At 49.3% G+C, this 26,453-nt stretch carries 25 protein-coding genes; 24 read left to right on the forward strand and 1 reads right to left on the reverse strand.

Annotation, left to right across the window (positions count from 1 at the left end; translation table 11 throughout):
• The first annotated feature begins 53 nt into the window (after positions 1-53).
• From U1I11_RS08000 to lipB, 17 genes are all read left to right on the forward strand, one after another.
• Positions 54-278, forward strand: a complete 225-nt coding sequence (locus U1I11_RS08000; protein ID WP_322905440.1) for a hypothetical protein — start codon at positions 54-56, stop codon at positions 276-278.
• A 90-nt stretch (positions 279-368) separates the two neighbouring features.
• The gene (locus tag U1I11_RS08005; protein ID WP_322905441.1) at positions 369-734 is read left to right on the forward strand and encodes a hypothetical protein; all 366 of its coding nucleotides are present in this window, start codon (positions 369-371) and stop codon (positions 732-734) included.
• A gap of 97 nt (positions 735-831) precedes the next feature.
• Entirely contained in the window at positions 832-1,320 is a 489-nt protein-coding gene (locus U1I11_RS08010; protein WP_322905443.1) for a hypothetical protein, read from the forward strand.
• 213 nt (positions 1,321-1,533) lie between these two features.
• A complete protein-coding gene (locus tag U1I11_RS08015; protein ID WP_322905445.1) occupies positions 1,534-2,064 on the forward strand; it encodes a VanZ family protein in 531 nt (176 codons plus the stop codon).
• 678 nt (positions 2,065-2,742) lie between these two features.
• Positions 2,743-5,463, forward strand: a complete 2,721-nt coding sequence (locus tag U1I11_RS08020; RefSeq protein ID WP_322905447.1) for a heparinase II/III family protein — start codon at positions 2,743-2,745, stop codon at positions 5,461-5,463.
• 17 nt (positions 5,464-5,480) lie between these two features.
• On the forward strand, positions 5,481-6,452 hold the full coding sequence (locus tag U1I11_RS08025; protein ID WP_322905449.1) for a hypothetical protein: 972 nt from the start codon (positions 5,481-5,483) through the stop codon (positions 6,450-6,452).
• A 35-nt stretch (positions 6,453-6,487) separates the two neighbouring features.
• The gene (locus tag U1I11_RS08030; RefSeq protein ID WP_322905450.1) at positions 6,488-7,525 is read left to right on the forward strand and encodes a hypothetical protein; all 1,038 of its coding nucleotides are present in this window, start codon (positions 6,488-6,490) and stop codon (positions 7,523-7,525) included.
• Between the two features lie 334 nt (positions 7,526-7,859).
• Positions 7,860-8,312, forward strand: a complete 453-nt coding sequence (locus U1I11_RS08035; protein ID WP_322905452.1) for a MarR family winged helix-turn-helix transcriptional regulator — start codon at positions 7,860-7,862, stop codon at positions 8,310-8,312.
• Entirely contained in the window at positions 8,299-9,363 is a 1,065-nt protein-coding gene (locus U1I11_RS08040) for a threonine aldolase family protein (protein ID WP_322905453.1), read from the forward strand. Before U1I11_RS08035 ends, U1I11_RS08040 begins: the two co-directional genes overlap by 14 nt.
• A 152-nt stretch (positions 9,364-9,515) precedes the next feature.
• Positions 9,516-10,025: a GNAT family N-acetyltransferase gene (locus U1I11_RS08045; protein WP_322905455.1), complete on the forward strand. Its 510-nt coding sequence runs from the start codon at positions 9,516-9,518 to the stop codon at positions 10,023-10,025.
• A 39-nt stretch (positions 10,026-10,064) separates the two neighbouring features.
• Entirely contained in the window at positions 10,065-11,387 is a 1,323-nt protein-coding gene (locus U1I11_RS08050) for a glycoside hydrolase family 88 protein (RefSeq protein WP_322905457.1), read from the forward strand.
• A gap of 480 nt (positions 11,388-11,867) precedes the next feature.
• Entirely contained in the window at positions 11,868-12,095 is a 228-nt protein-coding gene (locus U1I11_RS08055; protein ID WP_322905459.1) for a hypothetical protein, read from the forward strand.
• Between the two features lie 309 nt (positions 12,096-12,404).
• Positions 12,405-13,823, forward strand: a complete 1,419-nt coding sequence (gene lpdA / locus U1I11_RS08060) for a dihydrolipoyl dehydrogenase (protein ID WP_322905461.1) — start codon at positions 12,405-12,407, stop codon at positions 13,821-13,823.
• 431 nt (positions 13,824-14,254) lie between these two features.
• Complete coding sequence (locus U1I11_RS08065; RefSeq protein ID WP_322905463.1) at positions 14,255-15,280, forward strand: thiamine pyrophosphate-dependent dehydrogenase E1 component subunit alpha; 1,026 nt, start codon at positions 14,255-14,257, stop codon at positions 15,278-15,280.
• 2 nt (positions 15,281-15,282) lie between these two features.
• A complete protein-coding gene (locus U1I11_RS08070) occupies positions 15,283-16,266 on the forward strand; it encodes an alpha-ketoacid dehydrogenase subunit beta (protein ID WP_322905466.1) in 984 nt (327 codons plus the stop codon).
• 116 nt (positions 16,267-16,382) lie between these two features.
• Positions 16,383-17,804 (forward strand): dihydrolipoamide acetyltransferase family protein, encoded by a 1,422-nt coding sequence (locus U1I11_RS08075; RefSeq protein ID WP_322905467.1) that lies wholly within the window; start codon positions 16,383-16,385, stop codon positions 17,802-17,804.
• Between the two features lie 264 nt (positions 17,805-18,068).
• Complete coding sequence (gene lipB, locus U1I11_RS08080) at positions 18,069-18,782, forward strand: lipoyl(octanoyl) transferase LipB (protein WP_322905469.1); 714 nt, start codon at positions 18,069-18,071, stop codon at positions 18,780-18,782.
• On the opposite strand, the gene prli42 is transcribed toward lipB, so the two are convergent.
• Positions 18,757-18,852 carry a stressosome-associated protein Prli42 gene (gene prli42, locus U1I11_RS08085; RefSeq protein WP_322905471.1) on the reverse strand — a complete coding sequence of 32 codons (96 nt, stop codon included), beginning with the start codon at positions 18,850-18,852 and terminating at the stop codon, positions 18,757-18,759. The two genes, lipB and prli42, sit on opposite strands and share 26 nt — an antisense overlap.
• 206 nt (positions 18,853-19,058) lie before the next feature.
• On the opposite strand from prli42, the gene U1I11_RS08090 reads away from it, so the two are divergent.
• From U1I11_RS08090 to U1I11_RS08120, 7 genes are all read left to right on the forward strand, one after another.
• Positions 19,059-20,192, forward strand: a complete 1,134-nt coding sequence (locus U1I11_RS08090) for a M20/M25/M40 family metallo-hydrolase (protein ID WP_322905472.1) — start codon at positions 19,059-19,061, stop codon at positions 20,190-20,192.
• Between the two features lie 363 nt (positions 20,193-20,555).
• Positions 20,556-21,158 (forward strand): NUDIX hydrolase, encoded by a 603-nt coding sequence (locus U1I11_RS08095; protein ID WP_322905474.1) that lies wholly within the window; start codon positions 20,556-20,558, stop codon positions 21,156-21,158.
• A gap of 8 nt (positions 21,159-21,166) precedes the next feature.
• Positions 21,167-22,399 carry an endonuclease Q family protein gene (locus tag U1I11_RS08100; RefSeq protein ID WP_416235609.1) on the forward strand — a complete coding sequence of 411 codons (1,233 nt, stop codon included), beginning with the start codon at positions 21,167-21,169 and terminating at the stop codon, positions 22,397-22,399.
• A 570-nt stretch (positions 22,400-22,969) separates the two neighbouring features.
• On the forward strand, positions 22,970-23,440 hold the full coding sequence (gene fur, locus U1I11_RS08105) for a ferric iron uptake transcriptional regulator (RefSeq protein ID WP_322905479.1): 471 nt from the start codon (positions 22,970-22,972) through the stop codon (positions 23,438-23,440).
• 375 nt (positions 23,441-23,815) lie between these two features.
• Positions 23,816-24,715 (forward strand): site-specific tyrosine recombinase XerD, encoded by a 900-nt coding sequence (xerD, locus tag U1I11_RS08110; protein ID WP_322905481.1) that lies wholly within the window; start codon positions 23,816-23,818, stop codon positions 24,713-24,715.
• A gap of 239 nt (positions 24,716-24,954) precedes the next feature.
• Positions 24,955-25,284 (forward strand): immunity 26/phosphotriesterase HocA family protein, encoded by a 330-nt coding sequence (locus U1I11_RS08115; RefSeq protein ID WP_322905483.1) that lies wholly within the window; start codon positions 24,955-24,957, stop codon positions 25,282-25,284.
• 282 nt (positions 25,285-25,566) lie between these two features.
• The gene (locus tag U1I11_RS08120) at positions 25,567-26,391 is read left to right on the forward strand and encodes a purine-nucleoside phosphorylase (RefSeq protein ID WP_322905485.1); all 825 of its coding nucleotides are present in this window, start codon (positions 25,567-25,569) and stop codon (positions 26,389-26,391) included.
• Positions 26,392-26,453: the final 62 nt, after the last annotated feature.

The following is a 26,453-nucleotide window of genomic DNA, read 5'->3' on the forward strand; positions in this document are numbered from 1 at the left end:
TCGAAATGATGCTCCTTTTATCCGAATGAATGACATTCACCAGGAGAGTTTTAATGAGTGTGGAGCTGGGGACGAAATATGTGCCGCATTTGCATTTTGATCGCCTTGAGCCATTTTATCCGGAACGAATTGGTGTAACGGTGTTGGAGGCGCCGGGTGCTTCACTTTCGTACAATCGCTATTTGGATTTTGCCGATCCTCAGCTGGCGCAGTTGAGTGAGTATGCGGTTTGGTGGGATTATGATATCGGTCATCTGTATGGGTTGGAGCATGTATAGGTATATATCGCTCATGATGGACGTGTACTGAATGCAGAATGCAGCTTTCGTGGACGGTATTTGCGAGCGCTGCGCCGGGATCGCAGCAATATGCGGGATGAGACGCATATGGTCATTTATGCGCAACCAGGCAAGCATACATTTAGCCCGATTCGCGATTGGTTTGAGCTATTGCCCAATGTGGAAGAAGCATGCAGTGAAACGATGGCGGGTGATGGTAGGCTGCTCGTTAATGAGTTATTTCAGCACGCATTTACAACGAATGATACAATAGACTGGCAAGTACGACAGTATTTGAAAACGCACGTATTTGTGCCCTCGCTGCAATTTGAATATTTTGACATCAACCAGGAGCTGATGACGACATGGGAGCAACTGGCTGAGGAGATTCCTACTCGTATACACGGCTGGATTGAACGTCTTGCTACGGAATATCCTAAATTTGGTCAAAGTTGATTACGAATTGAATAACATGGAATTTGAGTTAAATTCACGCTTTGATTAAAACGATATTTTGTAGTACATTAGCTTTTGAAGAAAGAGGAGGTTTCTAATGTACTCAAGCAAACAGAGTGATGCTTTACACATCATGACATACACACTGAACAGCGGAATCAAGGGTACCGTACCTTTGTCCAACCAACAGATTGAAGAATGGCTGGAAAGCTACAGAACGAATACACGTTTTGTGACCAGTATAGGCAAAGAGTTTTTTGGTTTGAATCCAGAGCTTGTTGCCGATTTTAAAGTACAAAATCAGTTTTCCGATTACCAGCGTGTGCTTACACCGAATCAGCAACCTGATGAATCAGAGGATCATCTAAGTAGTGCTTATAAGCAAAATGGAGTGCTCATCAAAGTAGATTGCAAATGCGGCACTGCGTACACAACAGATTCACCGATTATGCGTACGAAATGGTACTGTACTAAATGTAAAGAAATTGTCTTTTTGGACCCGAAAAAAGGAAAAGTGGAAACATCTCGTGGTGATGCATACTATATGACTAATAAATATTTTGTGGAGCGTGCTCCGATCGAATAATACAATCAGAAAAGCAGTCTACAGTGCAGCAAGTGGGTGCTACAGACAGACCGTCGAACTTAGCGAATGTACGGGTCTTTTGGCTATCCATAGGCGTTGTATGACTGCTTTTACTGTTACAAGTCTGCTTGCAAAAAATGTCGGATTGTTGTCGAGTAGGCAACTATACAGCATCTGTGCGAGAACGGGCTGATCTCGAAAGGAGGATATACGATGCGCTCGACTTTACCTTCCTATCGTTCGCACTCCGCTCGCCGCCCTGAAATCGTTCCTCTAGTGATCTGGTCTGTGCTGACGTTGGGCTGGATGACATTTATGTTTATGATGTCCAATCAGCCGTATCAGGAGCAAGATGTGAAACCATTACTGGCAAGCTGGATTGCTGAGCCGTCACTGGCAGCGATCACGCCGTTAATGGAGTTCAGTTATGGTGGCTATACGGTTACTGGTAGTGAGCCGTATGCGTTTTGGGAATTTTTTATTCGTAAAGGCGGTCATGTGTCCGAATTTGCGATATTGACCTTTTTGCTTGTACGAGTGTGCTCGCAATGGACGAAATTAGCGTATATGCCGCTGCTATGGGCGGCGGTGATTGCGTACGGATATGCGGCGACCGATGAATGGCACCAGACATGGATCGCCGGTCGTACCGGTCATTTTGGCGATACGTTAATTGATGCGCTCGGAATTGTGATCGTAGTTGTTGTGTATGGTATCGTTCGTTATCGGCGGCATAACAGGTGAAATAGAATCGATCAAAAGGTGAGCCATACGGGCTTGCCTTTTTGTTATGGCGGGAATTTAAGGTTGAAAATAGGGATTAAGATTGGAAAAGAGCAGGTTAGGACGTGTTTTGAAACAGCTTCATAGGCAGTTCGATACGGTTTTTTCATTAGATTATGTTTGTACACAGGTCAACTCACTTAAAAACGCGACCAACTTGAATAATAAAATGACAACGATGAATGTTTAAAGACACGCCCTAGTTTGAAACGGAAACGAGCTAGAGAGCACAGAAGCAAAAGGAGGAAATAGGAGCAAAAACGCGGAAACAGAACGGGGAAGAATCGCAATATGACCAAATTATGTATAGATGTAGCAGGATGATGGCTATACTTTTATTTATGAAAGCGTTATTTTATTGTTGATAGGCGAGCGGTAGACGAGAATTTATTTTGGGATGATGTAGTATAGAGTACCTTGATCGAGATTAATTTTAATTTTAAATCGGCTTCAAGTTCTTAATGGTAGTAATGTCTGTGCACAATTGAAAGCCAGTGTGTAATTAAAAGCAACATTTAACACGGTCATAGTAATAGTTGGCATACGTGTAATATAGCATCGGCACAAGATCGGATACAGTAAGCCAGTGTACATTGTTTGAAAATGAATGCAATCACATTGCGATAAAGGGGTGTTGATATGGGAAAGGATCAAGCAGATTATATACGTTTGATTCGACAAGTTCGGCATGTATGGAATGTTAACAATATAGGCGAGCGATTGTTGGCGACGGCTCGGCATCCGGCTTATGCAAAATGGTGGCGTGATCTGGAGCAAATTGCGCAGCGGGCTTTGACCGAGCCGTTGCCGGTGTTGCATTTTGCGTCATTTCGACAGTTTCGGGATGATGGGCAGCGCATTCCGTATGAAAAGATATATTTTGAGCGTAGAGGACGGCTTGTCGCATTGGCGCTTATGCGATTGCGGCTGCAAGCGGAGGGGCAGGAGCAACTGCAAAATTTGTCAGTGGCAGCGCGAAATGTAGCATCTGATGAACAATGTGCGCATACCGGAATGGACGAGCATACCGAAGTGGAGCCGAAATCGGGGATGCTAATATGTGATGTCCCAGATGATGTAGAGGCGCCAAATATAGAGCAGGCAGGCGCGGGTGAAGCAACAGCCACAGCTGGACAAGCCGAAATTGGTTTGATGAGCACGGATGTTCATTTCATAGCGGCGGGGATGGCGGATTCGAAACTGTCAGCTTCAGCACCATTCGTTCCAATCGAAACAATTGATCATGAAGCAGTAGCTGCTGCTGCAATGTCGTTTGACATTCCTTTTGGTTCATTAGCTGCTTCGATCGCTTCATATCGTAATTTTTCGTTAGCGGTGGATGCATCGGATCGTCTAGCACAGTTTGATGTTTGTATCGTTCAGACAGCTCTTGAAGACGTGTTATGGGACGTATGTGGAGAATACACATGGTGTTTACCTGCACATTTGCCAGAACGGGCGGATACACCGGCATGGCAGCAGATCGATCTGTTTACAGCGGAGACGGCAGGTATGCTTGCCGAGCTGGCTGTACTGCTGGATGGGTTGGTCGATCAGCGTATTTTGGAACGAATACAGTTGGAAATCGGACGGCGGGTATTGGATGTGCTCAGCGATCCGGAGCGGCAATTTGATTGGGAGACAGCGGAGCATAATTGGGCTGCTGTCTGTGCGAGTGGTTGTGGAATCGCAGCGCTGCTTGCCGAGCGTGACACCGAACGACAGCAGTTTATATTGAATCGTTTACTCAAAGCGCTTGCTTATTTTTTGGCTAGTTATGGCGACGACGGGGGCTGTGCGGAAGGGATTGGCTATTGGGTGTACGGGTTTGGCTATTTTACATATTGGTTAGAGATGCTGGAAGCTATAGGGTATCCGGTACAGCTAAGCGAGTCACAGCAACGCAAAATTCGTGCGATCGCTTCTTTTCCACAGGCTGCGCATTTGTCGGGCGGTGTATTTGTTAATTTTTCGGACAGTGAGGAGCGGCAGGCATTACCGACCGGATTGTTAAGTCGTCTGGCGCAGCGGTACGGCTGGACGGTTTCGTTGCCATTTACGATTCCATTGTTCAGTGACGATCATTGTCAGCGGTGGGCGCATATGTGGCGTGATCTGTTATGGTCGGAGCCGGCTTATTTTGAAAGTAGTGATGATGCCGGGGCATGGTGTGGAGTAAGAACAGGGGAACGGGAGCAGGGATGGATTGAAGGAGGGCTAGATGAAAGTGTAGCCGCGGAGGTAACCGGAGAAATAGGTAAAGATGTGGGTGCAGGTGTAGACGCGGAAACAGGTGCAGGTATAGATGGAACTGTAAACATAGATGGAACTGTGCAAAACACGATACAAGTAAAACGTGCAGAGAATACGGACAAACGTATGGAACGGACTTCGTATGCAGCAAGCCGTCATCTCAAACTGGATACGCCCAATTATCATCATAGGGGTAGTCGGTATTGGCGTGATCTGGAGTGGCTTGTCGTACCGGGTGTTGTTGGTTGGGCGGCGAAAGGGGGTCATAATGATGAGCCGCATAATCATAATGATGTGGGCAGTTTTATTATTCATGGTGGTGGGCAAAATTTATTATGTGATCCGGGTGCAGGTATGTATACGGCAGCTTATTTTGCGGCGGGCAGAGAGGCGATTTTGCATATTTCGTCAGCAGGGCATTCGGTTCCATCGATTAACGGGCAGGAGCAGCAATCCGGGCGTCAATACGCGGCGGCTGTGCTTCAACTAGAGCAGCGTGCACAGGAGACAGTGATGATGCTGGAACTAGCTGGTGCATATCCGAAGGAAGCACAGCTAAACAGCTTTACCCGGCGCTTTCACTGGCAGTGTTTTGAACATACAGAGGTGGGACGGGAACAGGCACAGCTTGAAGTACATGATTGTTTTCTGCTGTATCGTCCTGGCGCAGGTGATGAGGACAATGGGCATGATATCGATATTAACGAGCGTTTGATAAGCCGGATTGAGCCGCATATTGGGAAAGATTTTGTATTATGGCAAGGGGAGTCGGCGCTAGTGCGGCTTGATCTGGAACATGGGCGTTATCAGGTCGATGTTGAGCAAATTGCTAGTCATGATCATGAAGGACGGGCGATTGTATTTTATCGAACAAGTTTTCGTTTGCATATTAGTGTAGAGCAGAGCAGTCGGGAATGGAAGGCTGTTTCAAATCAGGTGACGGCTGGGGAGCATCGTAGGGAGCGGCTAGGGCAACAGCTGGACATGCCGTGCTTGCAGCAGATGGATGAAGATGCTGTTCAACCGATCGAATATGTACAGCATGCGGTACGGATACAATGTCGATTTACATTTACGGTCAGCTCGCAATGTGAACGGATTGAATGAGCCAAAGGGGAGATTCGATGAAGCAGGTGAAGTTGGAAGCTGCCTATAAGCAGCCGTATCGTTGGGAGAAAGCATGGACGTTGTATGAACGTAAGCTGGAACAGTGTGCGCCGATGCCAGCGGCGTGGAATGGGCAGCGCCGCTTGAAACTGCTGACCGGCATAGTGGAGCATTATCGGAAATATCAGCAGCGAGATGGTGCGATTTATGATCCGTATTCCGGGCAGGAGCGCTATTATTCGACACCATCATATGCGCTTGCAGCTGCTGTACTCGCTACGCACGGACAGAGCGAACTGCTGGAATCAGCGGCAGCGGCGCTCACATGCAGTTTGACAGCGCTCGTGCAGCAGCGTGCGCCGGATGGTCATGCGGACTTTTTCCCGGTGATGATCATGGGCGCCTATCGCATACTGAAACCGCTGTTGCCAGAGCAGGCGGTGTATTGGCAGCAACAATTGCAACAGATCGAGCCGGAACATACGTATGTATTTACGATGAGCAAACTGAACGATCCGAATCGGATGATCAATTGGAACGCGATTATGCTATCCGGTGAATATATGCGCTATGCGGAAGGGTTGGGCGGTGAAGATGCAGGCTGGATCGATACGTATGTGCAGCGATACCATCTGCCGCGTTTTACTGCGCTTGGCTTGTACCAAGATGGCCCGCTGCATATGCCGAATTGTCCGTTTGCGTACGACATTGTGACACGTTATCATCTCACATTGATGATGGAGGCAGGTTACGCAGGCGCTGCTGTTGATCCAATTCATGAGCTGTTACAGCGTGGTGCGTATAGCTCGCTGTTGATGCTCTCGCCGCTTGGTGAGCTGCCAACCCGTGGACGCAGTTCACAGCATCAATGGAATGAGGCAACAGCCGCACTAATCTTTACTGTACAGGCGGTACGAGAAGCGAGACAAGGAGCACACAAACGGGCAGGTGCCTTTCGCCATGCGGCTGATCTCGCTGGGCAGCGATAGAGCGCTGGCAGACGGAAGCGGGTGATCTGCACATTGTGCGTAATTATTATCCGCCGGAACGACGACATGGCTATGAAGTGTATACGAACCACACTTGTTATAACCTGTGGACAGCCGCCGCGCTTGCGTATGCGATTCATTGTGGTGCGGAGTTGGAAATGATCGCTGCGTATCCGACTCCGGCACAGTGCACAAGTTATACACTGGACACGGATGGCTGGTTTCAGACCGTAGTTAGCGTTGTGGCGGGTCAGCAGTTGGTCTGGCATACAGCGCTGAATGATCCGTACAATATTCCAGGTTTGTCCCGTATTCATCGTACCGGCATGCCCGGTCTGATCGGGCCGTCGGCAGCAGGGTATCGGGAGCAAGGATTTACCCGGTTTGCGGAAGGCGATTTGTTTCCGTTAATCCATGCACCGGCATGGCAAACGATGGATGGAACAGGGCATCAGCTTGCGGATGGCATTCGTACGAGCATACCGTTTGACTGTGATGCAGGGGTTGATCCTGCTGATGGCGGTGGAAGTTATACGATCGTGGACATAGAGCAGGACGAACAGCTGACAAAGTTTACGCTCGAATGGAGTGGCCCGCTGCCAGCTGGTGTGCGCCGCATTCGTGCCTGTTATGAACAGCGACCTGGTATCATTTGTGTAAATTATCATTTGACCGATGCGGATGAGAGCAATATCCGGCAGCTTGGCGCATGGATTCCACTGTTTATGTATGATGGCAAGCAGTCTGCGGCGGTGGAGTTAGTTGGAAATGCTAGTTCCAGTGAGCGAGTTGAACTGTATGAGCAGGCTTGTATCGCCGAGCATGAGGGAGCGAAAAGCGAATTGCCAGAGCGAGCGGAACCGTCCATTCATACGATCCGTTTATGTTATACACATGGTTTGCTGGCGGTGAGTCGTCTCACAGCGGAATCGACATTTACTTTTCCGGTGGAAGCACGTCATGTGGCTAGTCGGAATGGGCTGTTAACCGGGATGCGGTTAGAAAGTGGGGTTGGTGGTCGTTTGGCGATTGGTTATGAGATTAGGCTGGGGGACGATGAGGTGCTTTTTTAGTGTGGCTCGCAGTTATGTAGGGCAGTTATGTAGTTTGGTTGCTAATTGGGCTGGACGTGTTGCATCATACAGGGTCATCACTATTTATAATTTAGAATAAGCCTCTGTTCGCTGCGTTCCATGCGTAGCTAACGGGAGATGATTTGATGTAATGAGTGTTTGGGATTTAGTTGACAATGTCCACAAAAGCAACTATAGTAATCGTAACTCAAAAGTGGACATCGTCCACTAAATGATAGACGATAGGTGGCGCGGTTAGGTGATATGTCGCCGCAACCTCACCATTTATCATCTGGAACGAGCAGCTTACATAATACACCTGGGAGTGAACAAGATGGATAAAGCGATGATCGCTGATATTCGGCATTTCAATCGCAGATACACGAATATGATCGGTGTATTGAACAGCCATGTGCTGGATAGCGGGTATTCGTTTACCGAGGCGCGGGTGATGGTCGAAATTGGTATGAATGAACCTTGTATCGCCAATATGCTAGTTGATTCGCTGAATATCGATCGCAGCTATATGAGCCGGATTATTCGTCGTCTCGTGAAGCTGGGGCTATTGTATAAACAATCATCGGCTGACGATCAACGGATTAGTTTGCTGCGGTTAACAGATGCAGGTAAAGCGCTATATAAACAATTGGATGATCGCTCTAATGAGCAGATTAACCGTCTGTTTTGCGCTTTGCCGCCGGATGAACTTAACGAGCTGCATGCCGCGATGCAAAAGATTGAACAAAAACTGGATCAATTGGAGCGAACACACGATGATACGATTTGAGAGCGATTATACGGAAGGCGCGCATGAGCGTATTTTGCAAAAGTTGGTAGCGACCAATATGGAGCAGACGAGTGGGTACGGGATGGATGAATATTGCCAGCGTGCTCGTCAATATATCCGTCAAGCATGCGGAAATGAGCAGGCGGATGTGCATTTTCTAGTCGGTGGTACACAGACGAATACAACGGTGATCGCGGCTATTTTGCGTCCGCATCAAGGCGTCGTGGCAGCGGTTAGCGGGCATATTGCCGTACATGAGACAGGCGCGATCGAATCGACCGGTCATAAAGTGCTCACATTGCCAAGCGATGACGGCAAAATTACGGCTGCACAAGTGCAGCGTGTGTACGATGAGCACTGGAACGATGCGACACATGAGCATGTCACGCAGCCAGGCATGGTATACATTTCCCAGCCGACCGAAAATGGTACACTGTATAGCCATGCGGAACTGGAAGCGCTCTATGAGGTGTGCCGTGAGCGTCGTTTGCCGTTGTTTATCGATGGCGCCCGGCTCGGTTATGCGCTTGCTGCGCCGGACAATGATTTGACGCTAGCGCGTATCGCCCAGCTATGCGATGTATTTTATATTGGCGGTACGAAGGTGGGCGCGCTGATGGGCGAAGCGGTTGTGATCGTAAATGATGCGCTGCAAAAAGATTTTCGCTATCTGATCAAGCAACGCGGCGGCATGCTTGCCAAAGGGCGTATTCTTGGCATTCAGTTTGAGACGTTGTTTGAAGATGGTTTGTATATGGAACTGTCGCAGCATGCGGTACGACAGGCGTTACGTATTCGCGATGCATTTGCTGCGCAAGGCTTTACGTTTCGTTATGATTCATCGACCAATCAGCAATTTCCGATCGTATCGCATACGGTGCTGGATAAATTGCGGGCAAAGTATTCTTTTTCTTTATGGGAGACAGTGGACGAGCAGCATAGTGCGATTCGTTTTTGCACTAGCTGGGCGACCCAACCGGAATTGGTCGATGAATTGGTGAGCGATATTGCTAAGCTAGGTCGACTTTGCTCGGTGACAGGGCACAAATAAGAAGCGGTTAGCGAATAGGATGGCGGTGCAACTGCGTCCGCATGTTTAATGTGTGCCCATTTGCATCCATGTTCTGAAGCTTTAGCCTAATAGATTTGGCAAGTACCGTTTCGTTACGGCATTTACGCTGATGCGGAGAGTGAGGAATACAGATGAAGATTAGACCGATTGAACCGAGGGATAATGCTGCGATTGAACGTATTATTAAGCAATCGCTGGAGTCGTTTGCGCTAAATTTGCCGGGTACCGCTTATTTTGATCCACAGCTAAGCCAGCTGGCGGACTATTATAACAGCAGCCCGCGAATCGCTTACTGGGTAGCTGTTAATGATGAAGATACTGTTGTTGGTGGTGCGGGGATCGGCACATTTGGCAAGGAAACGGAAGTGTGTGAGCTGCAAAAGCTGTATATCGCGCCGGAAGCACAAGGTAAAGGGCTGGCGCGATTGCTTGTGCAACAGTCGCTTGATTTTGCGGCACAGCATTATCGGTATTGTTATTTGGAAACGTTTGACCGGTTGGAAGTGGCGAATGCGCTCTATCTTAAATTCGGCTTCCGCCAATTGGAACGTCCGCTGGATGGTACCGAACATAATGCGTGTGATGCGTGGTATATAAAGGAGTTGTCTATGGAGCAAAGGACGTCTGCGGTGAACGAGTAGCAGCCAGCTAGCGGCATCTGTCAAAAGCGAAGGAGCGAGATGATGAGTAATATGACATTAACTGAGTCGATCAACAAAGCGTGGAATTGGGCAATACGCAAAACGGTGGCACAGGCTAGCATAAGTCAGGATCATTTTCCGCATGTAGCTGAACAGGGACGTTATGATCGCAGTGAGCCGCAGTGGTGGACAGCAGGCTTTTGGCCTGGGCTGTTGTGGCTCGTTTATCAACATGGTCGGTCTGCTGCTAGGGCGGCTGAAATTACCGCAACTTCGGGTGCCGATACAGCGATGTGTACACTGCATATGAATGCATTGGAACAAGAGACGGATGCACACGAACGGAACGACCTAGCCGAACATTTATCGCTATTGGCACAGGAAAAGAACGTGCATAAGCAACAGCACGACCAGACATACGAGCAAATTGCCGAATGGGCGCAGAGCTGTGAGCGTCAGTTGGAGTTTTGTTTGCACGATACAGAGCTGGTCGATCATGATCTCGGTTTTATTTGGCTGCTTAGCGGTGTTGCTCATTATGTGCAAACAGGCAATGCCGATGCGCGTCGTCGCAGTCTGCTCGCTGCCAATTTGCTGGCAGCGCGATTTAATGTGAACGGCAATTATATTCGTGCCTGGAATTTTGAATCCGCTCATATGGATACACGTGGGGTGGCGATTATTGACAGTATGATGAATTTGCCGTTATTGTACTGGGCTTCACTTGAAACCGGTGATCCGCGTTATCGTGAACTGGCGATTGCGCATGCGGACACGGTAGCACGCGAATTTGTGCGGACGGATCATTCGATCTGTCATGTGGTGGAATTTGATCCGGTGAGCGGTCAGAAGCGCTGCGAGCATGGCGGTCAGGGCTATGCGCCAGGATCAGCGTGGGCACGCGGTACAGCGTGGGCGCTACACGGATTTGCACTTGCTTATGCGTATACAGGGCAAGCGTCATATTTGGAGCTGAGCCGTCAAACCGCGCAATTTTTCCTAACACAGCTCGGTGAGAACATCGTGCCATACTGGGATTTTCGCGCACCGGAAGCTTGTCGTAATGCGTATGATTCTTCGGCAACAGCGATTGCCGCAAGCGGCTTGCTGGAGCTGGCACGGCATGTTGTCGATGATCAGGAGCGGCATACGCTGCAACAGGTGGCAACACGGCTGTTGACCGGTTTGTATGATCATTATTCGACACGAGACAGTGCTGACGAAGGTTTAATTACGCACGGTACGGTGCATTATCCTGAGCAGCGGCATTTGAATGTACCGATTATTTATGGGGATTACTTTTTTGTGGAAGCGCTTATAAAATTGCGTGGTGCGTCAGGGTTGTTTACGCCGGGACTGTAAGCGCAATGCAGCGGCTAAAGCGGTTCGTTATAGGCGATGTGCAGAGGGCGATGAATAGCATGTATTTGGCTGCCAACGAGGTGCTGTGCTGCTGTGCGCAAACGCGTATAAAATGATGCGAGCAGTAGCAGTAGCAGTGGTTGGTGGCTGTTCTAACACGCTAAGTTTGCATACACGCCCTCATACGAATGCACGCTATAATTGCAAAAAGTAGTGTTGTTGCGTTCAGTTCATGATGCTGCATGCCAACGTATACATGCCAATAGCGATGTGTTATGCTCGACATTTTAATGGTGACGGAAAATAGAAAACGAGCACACTTGCTGCAAATGTCGCTTGACGCGATTGAATCGTTATGAAAGTATAGAAAACAAGTAGGATGATACGAATGTACACGGATATGCAAGATGGAGCCGGGCATGCTAAGCCCGGTTTTTTGCGATTTGATCCGGTTATAGTAGTGCAAAGGAGGATATGCGCATGAACAATAATATACAGCCAAACGATATACAGTCAGCCGTCGATCAAATGGAGCAGTTGTTGCATCAACAGCGACTGAGCATGGAGGAAGAAGATGCGGTGCAGCAGCTGTTGAACACGATCGTACAGCTTCAAGCCGACAATAAAAGACTGCGTACCGCACTCGTCAAAGCGAACAGCACGAAGCCGAAAATGTCCAGTCGACTGAAAGACGCATTGTACGAGTAATTCCGGTCTAGCCGAGCTTGCTTGCATACAGACAACAGAAGCTCGGCTTTACATCGTATTTGTCCATTAACGGACAAACGGTTATTTTACCGCTTGAACTCAAGGGCGATTCAGTATTAAGATGATGTGGTGTCAACAGGATGGAATGTACGGATCGATAGATGACGGATCAGTGTCCGTAGGCAGCGCTTGCATGGATAACGGATCGGTACATGTCGGACGTTCATTGGATCGGGTGTACATATGCAGCATCAGCAGCAAACATCCACGCAATCCATTTAAACTATGGAAAAGAGAGTGACGTAATTTATGACGATACAGTGTGATATTGCCGTGCTTGGCGGCGGCACCGGAGGATATGTGGCAGCGATTCGTGCCGCTCAATTAGGTAAGCAAGTTGTCATTATCGAGCAAGATAAGCTGGGCGGAACATGTTTGCATCGTGGCTGTATTCCGAGCAAAAGTTTGCTGCGCAGTGCCGAAGTGTTTGCGCTGATGCAAGATAGCGAGCAATACGGTGTTGCCGCAGACGGTGTACATTTGCAATTTGAGCGTGTACAGTCGCGCAAGCAAGGCATTGTTGAGCAGCTACATCGTGGCGTGCAATATTTGATGCAAAAAAATAAAATTACGATCGTACGCGGACAGGGACGCGTGATCGGACCATCGATCTTTTCCCCGCAAAGCGGTGCGGTGGCGGTGGAGCTAGAAGATGGCGAGATGGAAACGATTGTGTCCCAAAATCTAATTATCGCCACTGGGTCGCGTCCGCGTGATCTGCCTGGTCTGGAAGCGGACGGCAAGCTGATTTTGAACAGTGATCATGCGCTGCAATTGGAGCAATTGCCGGAATCGATGCTGATCGTAGGCGGCGGTGTGATCGGGATGGAATGGGCATCGATGCTGAATGATTTTGGCGTACAGGTGACGGTAGTGGAAGCGGCGCCGCATATTTTGCCGCAGGAAGATGAAGAAGTTGCACGTGAGCTGCATCGACTGCTGGAAAAACGCGGCGTAACGATTTATACAGGCGCTTCATTGCAACTTGATTCGTATACAGCGCAAGCTGATCATATCCGTATCACACTGCTGCACAATGAGCAGACGATTGAGCTGTCTGCTGCCAAAATGCTCGTTTCGGTCGGTCGTCGTGCTAACGTGGAGACGATTGGGTTGGCGAATACGGATATTGCGGTTGAGCACGGTTTTATTAAAGTCAATGACGTTATGCAGACGAGTGAAGCGCATATTTATGCAATCGGTGATGTGATTGGTGGTTTGCAGCTTGCTCATGCAGCGAGTCATGAAGGCATTACAGCGGTCAATCATATTTGTGGAGAGCCGGTACACTACGATCCGTCGCAAATATCGCGCTGTGTTTACACACGTCCTGAGGTAGCAAGTGTCGGCATAAGCGCCGCGCAGGCGAAGGCACAAGGGCGCGAAATTAAGGTCGGCAAATTCCCGTTCAAAGCGATCGGCAAGGCGCTTGTGCATGGTGATAGTGAAGGTTTTGTCAAAGTGATTGCGGATGCGAATTCGGATGATCTGCTAGGCGTGCAAATGATCGGTCCACAAGCGACCGATCTGATTAGTGAAGCAGCGCTAGCACAATTTCTCGATGCGACGCCGTGGGAAATCGGACAAACGGTGCATGCCCATCCAACACTGGCGGAAATTCTCGGTGAAGCGATGCTCGCTGTCGACGGCAAAGCGATTGGCATGTAATGGAAAAGTGAACAAAATGGAAAAGATGGACTGTCCTGCTCAGATGCAGGACAACTCCATCTTTTCTTTTCGCTGCAAGTATGTTTATAATAGGATTATACTCAAGTCTTAGTACCAGGTTTTAAGACAAGCGCTAATCACCGTCTCACAGGCTGTGATGATCATATGCCAATCGCTAGCTCGACCAGTATGACAGATGTGGGATTGCGAAATGGGTCATAGGAAGTGTACCCTTAAAAGTAGCAGCCTGACCGACAAAAAAGCGTGTAATCCATTTGCTTTCGCCTGCTGCCTGCTCATGGCTATATGCCAAATGAGCGGACAGCAACGCCGATAGTAAATGCGAAGTGAGCATGAGAAGTGAACATGAAGCGTAATGCGTCCATAATGTATCATTTACAGCTTCGTTATTTATGAAGGAGGTACCTGCAATGAAGGCAAAAGGTACTATTGACCAGCAAACCCGGCATGAGCAGCTTGGGCTGACCGATGACCAGGCGATTGAATTGTATCGATATATGATGATGGCACGCAAGTTTGACGAGCGTTCTTTGCTCCTACAGCGCGCCGGTAAAATTAATTTCCACGTATCTGGTGTAGGGCAGGAAGCTGCGCAAGTGGGCGCTGCTTTTGCACTGGATCGTCAGCATGACTATTTCCTGCCTTATTATCGTGATTATGGCTTTGTATTGACGGTTGGGATGACCGCACGTGAGCTGATGTTGTCCGCGTTTGCGAAGGCGGAAGACCCGAATAGCGGCGGACGGCAGATGCCAGGCCACTTCGGTAGCAAACGTCTGCGGATTGTGACCGGCTCCAGTCCGGTGACGACACAAGTTCCACATGCAGTCGGTGTGGCGCTAGCCGCGAAAATGAAACGCCAAAAGCTCGTTTCATTTGTAACATTTGGTGAAGGCTCTAGTAATCAGGGCGATTTCCATGAAGGCTGTAACTTTGCCGGTGTACATAAATTGCCGGTAATTATAATGTGCGAAAATAACCAGTATGCGATCTCCGTACCGCTGCACAAACAGCTGAGCGGCAAAATTAGCGATCGTGCGCTTGGTTACGGCTTTCCCGGTGTGCGTGTGGATGGCAATGATGTGCTGGAAGTGTATGCAGCCGTGAAAGAAGCGCGTGAGCGTGCGATTGCCGGTGAAGGCCCGACACTGATCGAAGCGATGGTATACCGCCTTGCTCCACACTCGACTTCCGATAATGATCTGGCGTACCGGACGAAGGAAGAAGTTGATGAGAACTGGAAAAAAGACGGTGTGCCGCGTTACAAGCAATATTTGCTCGATTGTGGCATCTGGAGCGAGCAGCAGGATGAGGAATTGCAAAAGGAATGCACGCAGATTATGAAGGAAGCGACCGAGTATGCCGACAACGCTCCTTATCCGCGCGCAGAGGACACGCTGCTGCATGTGTTTGCAGGTGACGGGGAGGATGCATAGTAATGGCAATGATGGAATATATTGATGCGATTCGGCTAGCGATGAAAGAAGAAATGGCGCTGGATGAAAACGTGTTTGTGCTTGGTGAAGATGTAGGTGTCAAAGGCGGCGTATTCACGACGACCAAAGGCTTGCAGGAACTGTACGGTGAAGAACGCGTCATGGACACACCGCTGTCGGAATCAGCGATTGCCGGTGTGGCGATCGGTGCGGCGATGTATGGCATGAAGCCGATTGCGGAAATGCAATATTCGGACTTTATGCTGCCAGCGACGAACCAGATCATTAGCGAAGCGGCAAAAATCCGCTATCGTTCCAACAACGATTGGAGCTGTCCGCTCGTTGTGCGTGCGCCAATTGGCGGCGGCATTTTTGGCGGTTTGTACCATTCGCAATGTATGGAGTCGGTCTTTTTCGGCACGGCAGGTTTGAAGATTGTGGCACCGTATTCCGCTTATGATGCCAAAGGATTGCTGAAAGCGGCTGTGCGTGATCCTGATCCGGTGCTCTTTTTTGAAAATAAAAAATGTTATAAGCTGATTAAAGGCGATGTGCCGGAAGACGATTATGTAGTGCCGATTGGCAAGGCGAATGTGCTGCGTGAAGGCGACGATATTACGGTTATCAGTTATAGCCTGCCACTGCATTTCATTATGCAGGCAGCAGAGGAATTAGAGCAGGAAGGCATTACGAGCCATGTGCTTGATCTGCGTACGATTCAGCCGATCGATCGCGCAGCGATTGTGGAAGCAGCGCGTCGTACAGGCAAAGTGCTGATCGTGCATGAGGACAATCTGACCGGCGGTGTTGGCGGCGAGGTAGCTGCCATTATCGCGGAGGAATGTCTATTTGATCTGGATGCACCAATTCGCCGTCTGGCAGGCCCGGACTCACCAGCGATGCCGATTAACCCGCCACAGGAAAAAGCTTATATGCTAAACAAAGACAAAGTCAAAACGGCAATGCGCGAGCTGGCACTGTTCTAATTATAGAGCAGAACCGTTGTGTCCTACTGCGGTCATGCAGCTTGCCCATCTGGAATTATTAAAATAAATTGCCGGTCATCATGTTGATGAACCGGCAATTTTCAGGAGTGAATACGATGTCCCAACAAGGAAACCCGACCGATATTTCGATGCCACAGCTTGCGGAATCGCTCGTATCCGCAACGATTGCCAAATGGCTCAAGCAGCCTGGCGATGCGGTTGAGCAATATGAACCGATCTGTGAAGTCATTACCGATAAAGTGAACGCCGAAATTCCGTCTGTCATGGAAGGCACGATGGGCGAACTGCTGGCAGCGGAAGGACAGGAAGTTGCTGTCGGTGAAATCATTTGCCGTATTTATGGAGCTGGCAGTACTGCATCAGCGCCAGCAGCCAGCGAACCTGCTGCGCAGCCCGCCGTTCCGACGCAAGCACCAGCGGCAAAGGTGCAATCACAGCCACAATCCGCTTCCGCTCCACGTCCGACGACAACAGGTACAGCTAACGCTTCCGGCATGGCAGGACGTTATTCACCGGCAGTACAATCGCTTGCTGCCGAGCATCAGCTTGATTTATCACTCATCACCGGTACAGGTGCAGGCGGACGGATTACCCGGCGCGATGTGCTGAAAGCGTTGGAAAATGGCACTGCGCAGCCAGCCGCTTCGACCGCTCAAGCGCCTGTTCAAACACCGGCGACTCCGACTACTTCCGCTGCCGCAGCGGGAACAGCTCAGCCGTCTCAAACGGACTATGCGGTGCGTAATTCCGGCATCCATCTTAGCGAAACGCCAGCCATTCCGAAAATCGAACTGGAGCAAAATGAAAATGCCGGCGGACGCGGTGAGCATCTGATCGATGTGACACCGCTGCGCAATGCGATCGCGCGTAATATGCGCCAGAGCGTATCGGAAATTCCGCATGCGTGGACGATGATTGAAGTGGACGTGACCAATCTGGTCATGCTGCGCAACAAACTAAAGGATGAATTTAAACGCAGCGAAGGCATGACATTGACGTATTTGCCATTCCTGATCAAAGCGGTTGTAAATGCGATTAAAGATTATCCGATTATGAACTCCGTGTGGGCGGTCGACAAAATTATCGTCAAACGCGATATTAACGTCTCGCTGGCGGTCGGAACCGAAGATTCGGTCATGACGCCGGTCATCCAACGTGCCGATCAGAAAAATATCGCCGGACTAGCGCATGAGATCGACGATTTAGCGCGCCGTACACGCGAAGGCAAGCTTAAGCTAGACGATATGCAAGGCGGTACATTTACGGTCAACAATACCGGTTCATTCGGCTCGGTGCTATCGTATCCGATCATTAACTATCCACAGGCGGCAATTTTGACATTTGAATCGATCGTGAAACGTCCGGTCGTCATTAACGATATGATCGGTGTGCGTTCGATGGTGAATCTGTGTCTGTCACTAGATCACCGGATTTTGGACGGCGTCATTTGTGGACGGTTCTTGCAGCGGGTAAAAGATAATTTGGAAGGCTATGGTATGGATACAAAGCTGTACTAATGTTTAATAATGAGCAGTTGCTCCGATGCGAGTGGTAATTATACACACAGATGATCAATAATGTATAGTTACGATTGTGTTTTACGCAAAACAATTTGCTATAAAGTTGTATTGGTTTTACAGGTAAGGTACAGTTAACAGTACAACGAACCGTACCGGAATAAACATGCAAAAGGTTGACGGCCCCGTGGCTTTGTCGACCTTTTGCTTATGTATCCGGGATGTGGGCAAGTCGGTCATGATAGGGAAAAGGAGTGTTTTGGCATGAGTCAGATTATTCACGTCTCCTATACCCCGCTGATGGAATACGCAGCGGCATGGGATAAACAAAAGGAATGGGTGCAAGCGATCGACGCCGGTGAGGCAGGTGAACAGTTGCTACTGCTTCAGCATCCGCCAACGTATACGATCGGCTCGCAGCGCCATCCGGAGCATTTGCTGTGGAGTGAAGATGAACTGAAAGAGCGTGGAATCGCACTGTTTCAGATTGACCGTGGCGGGGATATTACGTATCATGGCCCCGGACAATTGGTCGGTTATCCGATTTTGTTGCTGGACACCGCTAGAGGTATGGACCCGCACCGTTATTTGCGTACATTAGAACAAGTAATTATCGATTATTTGGCAGAGCAAGGCATTGAAGCTGGACGTAAAGAAGCCTACACCGGTGTGTGGGTAGGCGATCTGAAAATCGCGGCGATCGGCATCAAATTTAACAAATGCCGCAGTCGGCGTGGTTTTATTACGAGTCACGGCTTTGCTTTTAATATTGCGTCAGGCATTGAACAGCAAGGTTTTTCAGGTATTATTCCGTGCGGGATTGAACAATATGGTGTGACGTCACTAGAGGATATTACCGGCCGTACGTATGACATTCGTCAAGTTGCGGACGAGATTGTGCCGCATTTTGCGCGTCATTTTGGCTACGAACAGCCGGAATGGGGAGCAGCCCTTACAGGAAAGGCTGAACAAGCGTGAAAATGACCGAGCCGATTAGGGCGAGCAGCATCACATAAACGAACACTTTAAACCATTTTTTCTGTTGCATCAGCTGAACTCCTTTGCATGTCAATCTAGTTCATGCTTGTACCGTATGATCGGTACAATGCACATCAATTGTTATCATAACGTGTACGCGCCCGGTTTGCAAAGCGTTTGCGATGTTGGGAGCATGCCGAAACGGTAGCGGCACGTACATAGCGGTTATATACGTTGTAACTGCAGATTAGTTGTCATCAAAAGGAGCGAATTATCGTGGTCAATTCAAGCAGATTAGTTGCACAATTTATGGAACTGGTGCAAATCAATAGCGAAACGAAAAACGAACGTCAAATCGCCGATCATCTGACCGAGCAATTGCTAGCGCTCGGCTTTACCGTGCTGGAAGACGAATCGGCAGCAAAAACAGGGCATGGTGCAGGCAATCTGATTGCAACGCTAGCGCCTAATACGGATGCTGCGCTGCCCAAAATCTTTTTCACAACCCATATGGATACCGTAAAGCCAGGCATCGGCATTCAGCCTGTTATCGATGAGCACGGCTGGATTAGCAGCGCCGGTGAGACGATTCTCGGGGCGGACGATAAGGCGGGCGTGGCGGCGCTGTTTGAACTGGTGCGTGTGTTGAAGGAGCAGCAGATTGAGCACGGGCAGATTCAGTTTATTATTACGGCAGGCGAGGAGTCTGGCTTGATGGGCGCGCGTGCGATGGATCGTGCGCTGCTCGATGCCGACTTTGGTTATGCACTCGATTCTAACGGTGCCGTCGGGACAATCGCGGTCGCAGCACCAACGCAAGCGCGCATCATTATGGAGATTTTCGGTAAAGCGGCACATGCGGGCGTGAATCCGGAAGATGGCATTAGCGCAATTCAAGTGGCAGGTAAAGCGATCTCGCGCATGAAGCTCGGTCGTATCGATCATGAGACGACCGCCAACATCGGCAGCTTTGAAGGCGGCGGTGCTACTAATGTCGTTTGCGATTATGCGAAACTGCAAGCCGAAGCGCGCAGTCTTGTTCATGCAAAAGTGGAAACGCAAATTGCGGCGATGAAAGAAGCGCTGGAAGCGACCTGTGCCGATTGGGGCGCAACTTGCAAATTCCAGAGCGTGATCGTTTATCCGGGCTTTAAATTTACAGCGGACGATGCGGTCGTGCAGCTTGCTCAGCGCGCGGCGGCAAATCTCGGACTGCCAAATGATATTTTCCATACCGGTGGCGGCAGTGATGCTAACATTTTCAACGGTATGGGCGTGCCGACTGCAAATTTGGCGGTTGGTTATGAAAATATTCATACGACGAGCGAGCGCATCCATCGCGATGAACTGATTAATGCGGCACGGCTTGTGATCGAGATTGTGCGCGAGACGGGTAAAGTGCAGGTATAATTAGACGGATCGTCTAGGTTGTCATATTCATATAGCTTAGGCGATTTTATGGCGATGATATCGATGTACATGATGCGTTGATGTTGTTACAGCTTCCTATCCGTAACGGACAACCAAACCCCAACCATCAAACTAAGCTTTGTCATTTGTCAGGAGCGTCATCGAGCAAGCGGTCTATATAAGCGTTTTACATTGCGGTTGTTTAGCGTTCAGTCGTGCCACAATATAGTCGTAGCTAGCTGCCAATTATGTTACATTATAGTTGTTTACCGTTCAGAAGTTAGTATGTTCTCAGCATCTTCACTGATGACTTATGTTATTCATACATTACCGCTAACGGCGGACATTTACCTAGGAGGGATCATGATGACCGATTCACCGAAAAATGCTCACCAACCAACGAATGACGAGCCGAATCCTGCACTTGATGAAATTACGCTAGCGACCGAATCGATCTATGATGGCACAGTCATTCGTGTACAAGTTGACACCGTACTGTTGCCGAACGGTAAAGCGGGCAGACGTGAAATTGTGCGTCATAACGGTGCGGTTGCCGTGCTGGCGATTCATAATGATCGTATGCTCGTCGTCGAGCAATTCCGCCAGCCACTCGGACGGACGCAGGTGGAAATTCCGGCAGGCAAGCTGGAACTGGGCGAAGACCCGGCAGATGCGATTGCACGTGAACTGAAGGAAGAAACCGGTTATACGGCGAAACAATTGAAGCTGCTGTATTCTTTTTATACATCGCCAGGCTTTGCCGATGAGCTGATTCATTTGTATTTGGCAGATGAGCTGGAACAGGGCGAAGCGCAACTGGATGAAGATGAATTTCTGGAAATGAGTGCGATTACGTTGGATGAAGCATACGAGCAAATTCGCGCCGGACGAATTAGCGATGCTAAAACGATCATGGCTGTGCAAGCATGGCATCTAATCAAACAAGGTGTAGCGCCGCAATCATGAAGGAACCGATGCAATCGGCAACGCCGCTGTCCGGTATTGACCTACACAGTGAACGTTCTGCACAGTTACAGCAGGTGTATGCCGATCTACATATTCATATCGGACGCAGCGAGGATGGGCAGCCCGTCAAAATTAGCGGCAGCCGCAATTTGACGTTTGCCAATATTGCTCATGAAGCGTCCGAGCGTAAAGGCATCGGGCTAATCGGCATTATCGATTGTCATTCGCCCGGCGTACGCGCCGATATTCGTGGCTTGATCGCCACAGGTGAGATGGAGGAGCTGGCTGGCGGGGGGATTCGTTACCGCGATACGACCGTATTGCTCGGAGCGGAGATTGAAATTCGTGAGCCGGAACAGCAGGAATGCCATGTGCTTGTTTATTTGCGCGATCTGGAACGGATGGATGACTTTGCCCAGTGGATGAGCACACGTATGAAAAATATCCAGCTGAGCTCACAGCGCTTGCATACGACCTATCGTGAGCTACAGCAGCAGGTGAAGCAGCGGGACGGTTTGTTTATCCCTGCTCATATGTTTACTCCGCATAAAGGCATTTACGGCAATGTGACCGCACGGATGGGCGATGTGCTTGATCTGGCATTAGTGGATGGCGGCGAATTGGGACTGAGCGCAGATACGACGATGGCTGGTTATATAAGCGAGCTGGATCGCTATCCGCTGCTGACCAATTCGGATGCCCATTCACTTGGCAAAATCGGACGCGAGTACAATGTGTTACAGATGCGGGAGGCGAGTTTTGATGGATGGGTCGATGTGCTACGCCAGCATCATGGTGCCCATATTGAAGCAAATTATGGCCTCGATCCACGGCTAGGCAAATATCATCGTACGTATTGCCGTAATTGTGAACATATTATTCACGAATCCGGCGCGATATTGGAACGGTGTCCGTATTGTGGCAGCACGCAATTGACGAGCGGCGTGCTCGATCGGGTGCTGCATATTGCCGATCGCCAGCAACCGCAGCCACCTGCTGCTCGTCCGCCGTATCGGTATCAAGTACCGCTGTCTTTTATCCCCGGTCTTGGCCCTGCCAAAATGAATCGGTTGCTGGCAGCGTTTGGGACGGAAATGGCAATTTTGCATCGATCTTCGGCGGCGGAGTTGGCAGCGGTCGTTGGCGGTGAAATCGCCGGTTATATCGTGCTGGCAAGGGAAGAACGACTTACGCTTAGCGCTGGCGGCGGTGGTGCGTACGGTAAAGTCGTGACCGGGTAAAATGGAGTGGATGAGCGAATATTGCAGCATGATGACCATGTTCGTATGGCTACCGGTGAGCATAACTGTGCGCGAACGGTATGCGCAGCGAACGGGAATGATGACCGAAATGCAATGTAGCTACCATGCTGACTGAATAGTGCTAATGCTTCTCAGAAAGCGATGATGCCCGCTATTCTGCTTGATTCAAAAATGCTTGGATCAAAAAATGATAAGCACCGTATCATAAATGCGAGACATATGAATGAACATACGATACATGTTGTTTGTATCGTGCTGCCGATAGGCTTGTTGTGCAAATGTGCTGTCTGTTCAAAGGCAGCTTATGTCGCACAAGTAGCGTTTGATTGGCATAGGCACAATCGGAGTTGGGCGGCAAGGATGTCCCCTTTTCGCCGCTATTCAGGTCGTGCAGTTTATAGTTGCAGCGGCATCCGTTGCTATTTTGCCCTGGTGCAACAACCGTTTGTATGAGTTGCTAAAACGTTTGACTTTAACTTCACAATCCCCCTATAATAATTGAAGTGAGCATTTCAGCGATGCAGTGATTTCCACAGGGGGAGGGCAAAAATGGAAGCACGGATCGATAAAATTAAACACCAGTTACAATCCAAAGGTTACAAATTAACACCCCAGCGGGAAGCTACCGTGCGAGTGCTCCTTGAGAACGAAGAAGATCATTTGAGTGCTGAGGATGTATTTATGCTCGTGAAACAAAAAGCTCCCGAAATCGGTCTGGCTACCGTGTACCGTACCCTTGAGCTTTTGAGTGAACTGCATGTCGTGGAAAAGATTAACTTTGGCGACGGCGTAGCGCGTTACGATTTGCGTACCGATACGAGCAAGCACCATCATCACCATCTGATCTGTGTACAATGCGGAAGCATGGACGAGATTCGTGAGGATTGGCTCGGGCCGCTGGAAGAACGGTTGGACAAAGAGTTTAACTTTGCTGTTCTTGACCATCGTCTGGACTTTTACGGCATCTGTCACCGCTGCAAAGACAAGGAAAACGGCGATAACGGTGCAACCGACCAATAAGCTGGATACCGTCTGATGCGCGATCTTGCTGTCTACTATTGGACGCCAGGGCAACCGTGCAATCAGATGATCGACGATACAACTGAATAGATGATTTGAATACCAGAGACTCTCGCCCGATAATATGGCTGTTCGGGAGAGAGTCTTTTTGCAGCAATATCTGTGTGCTTTAAACTGTATATATGCACGGCACATATACATGTACATAACTCGATCATAGGACTGCATGCTAGACCATCGGGCAGGCTGTGACAACGGATGAAGAAGGACTGACGGCGACAGCTAGCCGAGCAGCCTTTTGCCACCGGGCGTATACGCCCAATCCGGCAAATTCGAGCGCGTCTGTAGCCCAGGCGCAGAGGAGGCTGATTGATAATGAATGAATATTTGGAACAATTTATCCGCTATCTTACAGAGGAGAAAGGGCTTTCACGCAATACGCTCGAATCGTATCGACGCGATTTAAGCCAGTTTATCGAGTTTGCCCATCAGCGTGACATTATGATGCCAGATCAAATTCGCAAAACACATATCGCTTTATTTCTCGGTGAAATGCGTCTGATCGGCAGAGCGTCATCTACGATTACGCGTATGACCGTATCGCTGCGCTCGTTTTGTCAATATCTTGTGCGTGAAGGTATAATTCAGCAAGACCCATCGATCCATATGGAAGCACCCAAAGCGGAAAAGCGTCTGCCACAGGTGATGAGTGTGGGCGAAGTAGAACAACTGCTCGATGCACCGGACAAACATACGGCACAAGGACGCCGCGACCGGGCGATGCTGGAGCTGCTGTATGCGACAGGTATTCGCGTATCTGAGTTAATTTCGGTCGATGTGGAAGATGTGCGACTGGACTTAAAGTTTTTGCGCTGTGCGAGCAATTCGGGCAAAGAGCGCATCATTCCAATCACAGGCGTAACCGTGAAACGGATTGGCGAGTACGTGCAAGACGGTCGTGCACATCTCGTGCGCGGACGAGTGGATGAAACGGCATTGTTCGTGAACCAGCTCGGTACACGCTTGACGCGGCAAGGTTTCTGGAAAATCATTAAAAAGTACGCGCGTGAAGCCGGTATTGAAGCCGATATTACGCCACATACGCTACGCCACTCCTTTGCCGCACATCTATTGGAAAATGGCGCCGATCTGCGCTCGGTGCAAGAGATGCTCGGTCATGCGGACATTTCGACGACGCAAATTTATACGCGCATTTCCAAAAAGAATATGAAGGACGTGTACGAAGCGCATCACCCGCGTGCTAATGCGACCTGATCGTCTATGTGCTCACATCTGTTCGTGTTTAAGCGGTTAAGGAATACACATACACTGAATACAATTGCCACAAGCTATGAGGGCGCAGACGAAGTTAAATTTCAATTTTGATTGAATTTTGATTGTGTCATAAAACCTTTATAAAATAAAAGGTTGAACCCGATTTAATAATTAAATTAAGCTCGGTTAAGCTACTAAAGGCTGTCCGGCAAACGGTAGCGGGCAAGCAGGAGGTATAGATGAACAACTATCAAGCTGGCGATCTGTTTACAATTCCGCTGTATGATGGCAGATGGGCGATCGGACAGGTTGTGTGTGCGCTGCATGATCGATTTCAGCAAGCATTTTCGTTTGGCGTGCTGTCGATTGGAGTTGAACGACATATACCAGAGCAGGCTGGCGAATTTATCGCTTTGGATCAGCAGCGCGCATTTCCGCAACTGCTATTTGCGTCTTCGTCGAATTTGCGCCGTAAATGGAAAATCATCGCTCATCTGCCGCTAACCGAACAACAGCAGGCGCTACAATCGTTTCACGTCGGTGGTCATCTGTATCATAATGATGAATAGGTTCGCATCCTGGCGATAGAGGAATACCAAAACTACCCTGTTATGAGTGTTGCAGGCAATGAGCTGGTACAGATGCTGCTTGCTCAATACGGAACGAGTTAATCGATAAGCAGGTTGTACATGCACGATGAAGCTGGATATTCATTTTAAATAAAGCCAGTTCACTGTGCTTATGATAGCGACAGCACTACGTGCTTAACATGGACTACACATAACGATACCGATCGCTGTGCTGCCAGTTTAACGGACAGTTCAGCGATCGGTGCTCAGGAGGAATAAACAATGACAACGATTACGCAAGCAACGATTCAAGAAGCGGCAGCATATATTCGCAACCAAAGCGCGCTAACACCACAAGTCGGTCTCATTCTCGGCTCCGGGCTGGGCGTGCTAGCTGATCTGATCGAGGATGGTGTATCGATTGCGTATAGCGATATTCCGCATTTTCCGGTGTCAACGGTAGAAGGTCATGATGGCGAGCTGCTGCTCGGTACGATTCAAGGTCGCCCGGTTGTCATGATGAAAGGTCGCTTCCATATGTATGAAGGATATGGCCCGGAAGTAACGGCATTCCCAGTACGTGTTATGAAAGAGCTGGGCGTATCAAGCTTGCTCGTTACGAATGCTGCGGGTGGCGTGAACACCGCTTATGAGCCGGGCGATCTGATGGTATTAAGCGATCATTTGAACCTGACCGGACGCAATCCGCTAATCGGGCCAAATGACCCTGCGCTCGGTGTACGTTTCCCGGATTTGTCGGAAGCGTACAGCCGCCGTTTGCGTCAAATATTTAAAGATACGGCAGCAAGCCAAAGCCTGAACGTACAGGAAGGCGTATACGCCGGTCTGCTTGGTCCTACGTACGAGACACCAGCCGAAATCCGTATGCTGCGCACACTCGGCGCCGATGCGGTCGGCATGTCCACCGTCTCCGAGACGATCGTCGCACGTCATGCCGGGATTGAAGTGCTGGGCATTTCCTGTATTACGAACATGGCAGCAGGCATTCTCGATCAGCCGCTGTCGCATGATGAAGTGATGGAAACGGCGGAGCGGGTGCGCGATCAGTTTCTGAAGCTTGTGTTGGCGATTATCCCGCAGATGTAATTGCGTAGAGTTAGAGTACAGTGTCCGTATCGACTAGAGTAAAGAGTATGCAGTATATGATT

Source organism: Paenibacillus campi (assembly GCF_034659835.1).
GTDB lineage: Bacteria > Bacillota > Bacilli > Paenibacillales > Paenibacillaceae > Saccharibacillus > Saccharibacillus campi.